The following is a 6,662-nucleotide window of genomic DNA, read 5'->3' on the forward strand; positions in this document are numbered from 1 at the left end:
CCCGCGCGCTCCCGGCGATCCACGCGTCGGTGGGGGTGCGGGCGTCCACGGCGCGCGGGGTCCCCGCGAAGGCGGCGGGCGTCCAGCGGCCGTCCGCCCAGCGGGCCAGGCGGGCGGTGCCGCCGGACGCGCCCACGGCCCAGGCGTCGCGGGCGGTGGCGGCGGAGACGCCCTCCAGCGTGGTCCCGGCGGGGACGGGCAGGGCCGTCTCGGTCCAGCGGGCCCCGTTCCAGGCCAGGGCGAACGGCGCGCCGCCCTTCTGCCCGACGGCCCAGGCGGCCCGTTCGGCCGGGGTGGTGATCTCGGTCAGGACGGCGTCCGGCGGGCGCCCCTCCGGGCGGACGAAGCGCCAGCAGCGGCACTCGGCGTGCGCCGGGACGGCGGCGAACGCGGCAGTGAGCACGGTGGCGAACGCGGCGGTGAACGCGGCCGGCGCGGCGAGCGTGGTGGGTGCGGCGAGCGCGGTGGTCGTGGTGAGCCCGGCGAGCCCGGTGGACGTCGTCGCGTCCCGTGTTGGCGCGTCCCGTCTCGTCTTGCGTGGCGGGGCGGCGTGGTTTCGGCGGAGAAGTGGCATGGTCGATCCCCCGCGTCTGATTCTCCGGGAGATGTGTCAACGGGCCGCCGGGTGGGCGCGTTCCGTGAGCAAAGGAACGGGTATGGGTGACGGCCGGATGTGGCCTTGGTCACCCTGGAGTGTGTCGTGGGAAGGCCGTTCCCTCGCCGGAGCGGCCGTCCGCGTCCGGTCGACCCCAGCCCAGGACATGACCGTTCGCGCCCCGAGGGGCACTGGCACGGCCGCCCGGCGAGGGAGCCTTCCCATCGGTCCCCGCCCGGCCCCTGAATTCCGGGCGGTTCTGGTGTGACCTGGCGGTCCGCCGTACCCCCTACGTCGGCGGGACCGCCGTGCCGGTCACGATGAAGACATTACGCGGCCGCCGGGCCCCGGGGCGTCCCCCTGAAGGAGGGACCGAAGGTCGTCCTCCAGAGGGATTCCGCCTGTCCGCATAACTCCGCATGGTGAGGTGAAACGGGGGTCCGAGCGGTCACCATGGGAACGTGACCAGCGACGACCGCATCGACCGGACCACCGACCGACGCGCCCCGACCGGATTCGGCCCCGCCCTCGCCCACCACGCGTGGAGACTGTCGGGCCGCATCGTCGCGGGCGTCGGGCAACTGCTGCTGTGGATGCTGACCGGGATCGGAACGCTGCTGCGCCCGCTCGGCCGCCGGATCGGCGCGAAGCTCACCGGGCGCGGCCCGCGGGCGGGCGGCCCCGGCGGGGGCCCGGCGCCGTCGAGCACGGTCACCGCGCCGCTGCCCCGGTGGATCAACATCTGGGCGGAGGCCCACCGGTCCTGGTGGTTCGCGCCGCTGACCGGCCTGGCCCTCGCCCTGGCGGCGGTCGCCGAGCTGACGCCGCAGGTCCGGACGCCGGTGAGCGTGGCGGGCGGGTTCGCGCTCGCGGCGACGCTGCCGCTGGTGTGGCGGCGCGAGTACCTGCGGCCGGTGGCGGCGGTGGTGCTGGGGGCGTTCGCGGCGAGCCTGCTGACCGGGCAGACCCTGCTGGTGACCACCACGTTCGCGGCCCTGTACACGCTGTACTGCCTGGGACGGCAGCTGCCGCGCCAGTCGGCGGGGGTGCTGGCGGTCGGCAGCGCCGCGACCGTCGCGGTGGTGTACCTGGCGACCTCCAGCCTGGACCGGGTGCCCTGGCCCGCCGCCGTGGTGGCGGTGCTGGCCGCGATCGGCCTGGGCGACGCGCGCCGCACCGTGGAGGCCGCCGACCACGCCGAGGCCGTCGCGCAGGAGCGCAACAACGAGACCCTCACCCGGCTGACCGCCGTGCAGCGCGAGCAGGCCGTGATGCGCGAACGCGCCCGCATCGCCCGCGAGCTGCACGACGTCGTCGCCCACTCCGTCTCCATGATCGCCGTGCAGGCGGAGACCGCGCCCTACACCATGGACGGCCTGTCGCCGCAGGCCCGCGAGGGCTACGCGGAGATCGCGAAGACGGCCCGGGAGGCGCTGGTGGAGATGCGGCGGCTGCTGAGCGTGCTGCGCGCCGACGCCCGGCCCGAGCCGGACTCGGCCCCGCAGCCGCGGCTGGACCGGCTGCCGGAGCTGATCGACCAGCACCGGGGCGCGGGCGGCCGGGTGGACCTGGAGGTGCGCGGCGACCCGCGCGCGCTGTCCACGACGGTGGAGCTGTCGGCGTACCGGATCGTCCAGGAGGCGCTGACGAACGCCCGGCGGCACGCGCCCGGCTCGGAGGTCCACGTCGAGCTGACGTACCTGCCCGACCGGCTGGCGGTGCGGGTCCTCGACGACGGGGCGCACGCTCCCACGATGGTGTTGAACCGGGAGGCGTTCGGCTCCCGTACCGCCGTACTGGACCCGCAGGCCACCGTCCCCGATCCGGACCGGACCCGCGTGCAGCCCGCCGTTCCCCCGGGGGAGGGGGCCGGGCCGGACGGGGCCGGACCCGGCGGGCACGGTCTCGTGGGGATGCGGGAACGTGCGACCATGCTGGGCGGGCGCTTCTCCGCCGGACCGGTCACCGAGGGCGGGTTCGTGGTGGAGGCCGAGCTTCCGCTGACCCCGCAGTCGAGGGAGGAACCGGCTCGTAATGATCAAGGTGCTGATCGTCGATGACCAGACCATCGTGCGGGCCGGGTTCGCGGCGCTGCTGAACGCCCAGCCCGACATCACCGTCGTCGGCGAGGGCGCCGACGGCCGCGACGCCGTCCGGCTGGCCGAGGCGCACCGCCCCGACGTGGTCGTCATGGACATCCGGATGCCGGGGATGGACGGCATCGAGGCGACCCGGCGGATCCTGGCGCAGCCGTGGGCGTCCTCGGTGGACGGCGGGGCGCGGGTGCTGGTGCTGACGACGTTCGACGTGGACGAGTACGTCTACGAGGCGCTGGCGGTCGGGGCGAGCGGCTTCCTGCTGAAGGACGCCACCGCCGAGGAGCTGGTGTCGGCGGTGCGGGTGGTGGCGCGCGGGGACTCGCTGCTGGCCCCGCAGGTGACGGGCCGCCTGATCCGCGAGTTCACCCGGCAGCGGCGGCGGCGCCCGCAGGCCCCGGCGGAGCTGTCGACGCTGACGGCCCGGGAGACCGAGGTGCTGACGCTGATCGCGGGCGGCCTGTCCAACGGCGAGATCGCCCGGAAGCTGGTGGTCAGTGAGCACACGGTGAAGACGCACGTGGCGCGCGTGTTCACGAAGCTGGGGCTGCGGGACCGCGCGCAGGCGGTGATGCTGGCCTACGAGTCCGGTGTGGTGGTGCCGGGCGGCGGCCACGAGCCCGCCGACCAGTAGCCGCCCTCCCGGAACGCCGCCGCGAACGCCGCCGCGCCGAGGACCCGGGTCGCCGCCGCCGTGATCCGGTCGACGTCGAGGCGTTCGCCGGGCGGCAGCGGGGCGCCCACCGACCGGCGCGCCGCGTCGGCCGCGCCCAGCAGCAGCGCGGCGCGCTCGGGCTCCCCGGCGAGGACCGCCGCGCCCGCCAGGCCCTCCAGGGACAGGGCGACGGCGCGGGGCTCGGCGACCGACCGGGCGATCTTCAGACCGCGCCGGTGGTGCTCGGCGGCCTCGGCGGCGTTCCCGCGCATCTCGGCGAGGAACCCGAACTCGGCCGCCAGCAGGTGCTCGCCGATCTCCGAGGACGTGTGCTCGTCGCGGATGCGGGTCAGGTGCCGTTCGGCGGCGGCCAGGTCGCCGGAGCGGCGCGCGCCCAGCGCCAGGCCCATCAGCGCGTGCAGCTCGCCGTAGACGTACCCCTGCTCGGCGGCCTGGCGCAGGGCGCGTTCGTGCAGGTCGCGGGCGCGGTCCCAGTCGTGGGCGAGCAGCGCCAGCCGTCCCAGCCCGGAGGTGCGGGCCGAGACCTCGGCGGCCAGGTCCAGCTCGCGGGCGATGCTCAGGCCCTCGCGCTGGAGGCGCTCGGCCTCGGCGTAGTCGCCCCGGATCTCGGCGAGGGAGGCCAGCGGGGTGACGGACTGGAGCTCGCCCCACCGGTCGCCGAGCGCGCGGAACATCCCGGCGCTGCGGCGGCCGTCGCGTTCGACGGCGCCGAGGTCGCCCCGGACCAGCGCGTGCATGGCGCGCAGGCCGAGCGCGGCGGCGGTGGTCCACTCGTCGTCGCAGGCGTCCAGGACGCGGGCGACCAGGTCCTCGCTGGCGGCGAGCGCGCCGGCGTGGAACAGCCCGAACGCGTGCAGCCACGCCGCCCTCGCGGACTCCGCGCCGGCGGACGCGGGCATGGCCGTCGCGTCCTCGTCCGCGGCCGGCGGGTCGCCGGTCAGCAGCCGGAACGCCCGGTACAGCTCCCGGACCTCCGGGTCCGGGGGACAGTCCCGTAGCGCCGACGCCAGGTGGGCGCGGCCCTCGGCGAGGCGGCCCCGCAGCAGCCACCACCAGCACAGGGCCTTCACCAGGCGGGGGGCCTCGGGACCCCGCCGCGCGATCGCCTCGCCCAGCGCGGCCCGCAGGTTGGCGGCCTCGGCGTCCAGGCGGCCGAGCCATTCGCGCTGCCCGGCGCCCCGGAGCCGGGGTTCGGCGCGTTCGGCGAGGTCCAGGTGGTACCGCAGGTGACGGTGGCGGGCGGCGTGGTGGTCCTCCATCTCCCGCAGGCGCTCGCCCGCGTACGCCGCCACCGACTCCAGCAGCCGGTAGCGCGGCCCCGCCGCGCCGTCCACCATGACGACCAGGGACCGGTCCACCAGCCGGGTCACCAGGTCGAGGACCTCCTCGGGGGCCACGCCGTCCCCGGCGCACACCGCCTCGGCGGCCTCCAGAGTGCAGCCGTCGCGGTGCACCGACAGGCGGCGCAGCACGATCCGCTCGGGCGCGCTCAGCAGCTCCCAACTCCAGTCGATCACCGCGCGCAGGGTCTGCTGGCGTTCCGGCGCGCCGCGCCGCCCCGAGGTCAGCACCCGGAACCGGTTCTCCAGCCGCGCCGCCAGCTCCCGCACGCCCAGCCCGCGCACCCGCGTCGCGGCCAGTTCCAGCGCCAGCGGGATGCCGTCGAGGCGCTCGCAGATCTCGGTGACCGCGTCGGCGTCGAGGGCGACGCCGGGGGCCGAGGCGCGGGCGCGTTCGGTGAACAGCCGCACCGCGTCGGCGGTCGGCAGCGGCTCCACCGGCAGGACGGTCTCGCCCGCCACGTCGAGGGGCTCGCGGCCGGTGGCGAGGATCCGCAGCCCCGGAACGGCGCGCAGCAGCCGGTCGGCCAGCGCGGCGGCCGACCGGACGACGTGCTCGCAGTTGTCCAGCACCAGCAGCGGGCGGCGGTCGCGCAGGGCGGCGGCGAGCCGTTCGGCGAGCGGGGCGGCGTCCGGCGCGTCGTCGCGGACGCCGAGGACGGCGGCGACGGCCCGCGCGACGTCGTCGCCGACGCCCAGCCCGGCCAGCTCGACCAGCCACACGCCGTCGGGGGAGCCGGGGGAGAGCCGGTGGGCGGCCTCGACCGCCAGCCGCGTCTTGCCGACCCCGCCCGGCCCGGTCAGCGTGACCAGCCGGGCGCCGTCCAGGAGCCGTTCCACCTCCGCCAGGGTGAGGTCCCGGCCGATCAGCGGGGTGAGCGGCGCGGGCAGCGGCGGGGCCTGGGGGCCGGTGGCGGGCGGCGCGAGCGAGGGGTCCTGCCGCAGGATCGCCTGGTGCAGGGCGGCCAGCTCCGGGCCGGGATCGACGCCCAGCTCCTCGGCCAGCCGGGCGCGCAGCCCGGCGTAGGAGTCCAGCGCCTCGCTCTGGCGGCCCGCCAGGTACAGGGCGCGCATGTGGGCGGCGCGCAGGCGCTCGCGCAGCGGGTGCCGGGCCACCAGGTCGGTCAGCTCCCCGACGAGCAGCACGTGGTCGCCCGCCGCGAGCCGGGCCTCGGCGCGCTCCTCCAGCACGGCCAGGCGCTGCTCGTCCAGCCGGTCGGCCGCCGCCCGCGCGAACCCCGCGTCGGCGAAGTCCGCGAACGCCGGGCCCCGCCACAGCTCCAGGGCCTCGGTCAGCAGCGCCGCCCGCGCCGCCGGGTCGGGGACGTCCCGCGCCCGCTCGACGAGGGCGCGGAACCGTTCGGCGTCCACGTCCGCCGGGGCGTCGAGCCGCAGCCGGTACCCGGCGGCCTCGTGCGCCACCCGGTCGCGGCCGAGCGCGCGGCGCAGCTGGGACACCTTGGCCTGGAGGGCGTTGGCGGGGTTGCCGGGCGGGGCGTCGCCCCACAGGTCGTCGATCAGCCGGTCCGCAGGGACCGGCCGTCCCTCGTGGACGAGCAGGTCGGCCAGCAGCGCCCGGACCTTGGCCTCGGGGACGTGGACCGGCTCGTTCCGGTCGTCCCACACCGCGAGCTGACCCAGCACCCCGAACCGCATGGTCTGCACCGTACACAGCGCCGGGGAACGGCCGTCAGCCGACCGTCAGCCGGCCCGAAGCGCCCGGCGGCACAGTCCTTGCCATGACGAAGTACGCGGGGCTGCGGGCCCTGGTCATCGGCGGCGCGACCGGCGCCGGGCTGGCCGTCGCCAAGCTCCTGGTGGAGGGCGGCGCGCGGGTCCTGCTGACCGGCGGCACGCCCGGCGAGCTGGCGGACGCGGCCGCCGAGGTCGGCTCCGCCGTGTGCCGGGCCCCGGACGCCGCGCCCGCGACCGTCGCGGCCGCGCTCGGCGGCGTG

The 6,662-nt window shown here is 77.3% G+C and carries 4 protein-coding genes and 1 pseudogene; 3 read left to right on the plus strand and 2 right to left on the minus strand.

What is annotated here, in order from left to right:
• Nucleotides 1-574: hypothetical protein (locus tag AKI01S_RS51475; RefSeq protein WP_439951716.1), on the minus strand; the 574-nt coding region annotated here is incomplete at its 3' end.
• Nucleotides 575-1,056: 482 nt separating this feature from the next.
• Here AKI01S_RS51475 and AKI01S_RS47665 point away from each other — a divergent pair.
• Nucleotides 1,057-2,655 carry a sensor histidine kinase gene (locus AKI01S_RS47665; RefSeq protein ID WP_067833517.1) on the plus strand — a complete coding sequence of 533 codons (1,599 nt, stop codon included), beginning with the start codon at nucleotides 1,057-1,059 and terminating at the stop codon, nucleotides 2,653-2,655.
• Nucleotides 2,630-3,325, plus strand: a complete 696-nt coding sequence (locus AKI01S_RS47670) for a response regulator (RefSeq protein WP_067833520.1) — start codon at nucleotides 2,630-2,632, stop codon at nucleotides 3,323-3,325. Before AKI01S_RS47665 ends, AKI01S_RS47670 begins: the two co-directional genes overlap by 26 nt.
• Here AKI01S_RS47670 and AKI01S_RS47675 read toward each other — a convergent pair.
• Nucleotides 3,271-6,363: an AfsR/SARP family transcriptional regulator gene (locus tag AKI01S_RS47675; RefSeq protein ID WP_067833523.1), complete on the minus strand. Its 3,093-nt coding sequence runs from the start codon at nucleotides 6,361-6,363 to the stop codon at nucleotides 3,271-3,273. The two genes, AKI01S_RS47670 and AKI01S_RS47675, sit on opposite strands and share 55 nt — an antisense overlap.
• 83 nt (nucleotides 6,364-6,446) lie before the next feature.
• Between AKI01S_RS47675 and AKI01S_RS51480 the strand changes: the two are divergent.
• Nucleotides 6,447-6,662: pseudogene (locus AKI01S_RS51480) on the plus strand (short-chain dehydrogenase); the annotation flags it as partial.

The sequence above is a fragment of the Actinomadura kijaniata NBRC 14229 genome (genome assembly GCF_001552175.1).
Taxonomy (GTDB): domain Bacteria; phylum Actinomycetota; class Actinomycetes; order Streptosporangiales; family Streptosporangiaceae; genus Spirillospora; species Spirillospora kijaniata.

Bases quoted from the DNA above. Each gene is read 5' to 3' on its own strand.
- AKI01S_RS47670 (WP_067833520.1), top strand. From the start codon at position 2,630: ATGATCAAGGTGCTGATCGTCGATGACCAGACCATCGTGCGGGCCGGG.
- AKI01S_RS47675 (WP_067833523.1), bottom strand. From the start codon at position 6,363: ATGCGGTTCGGGGTGCTGGGTCAGCTCGCGGTGTGGGACGACCGGAAC.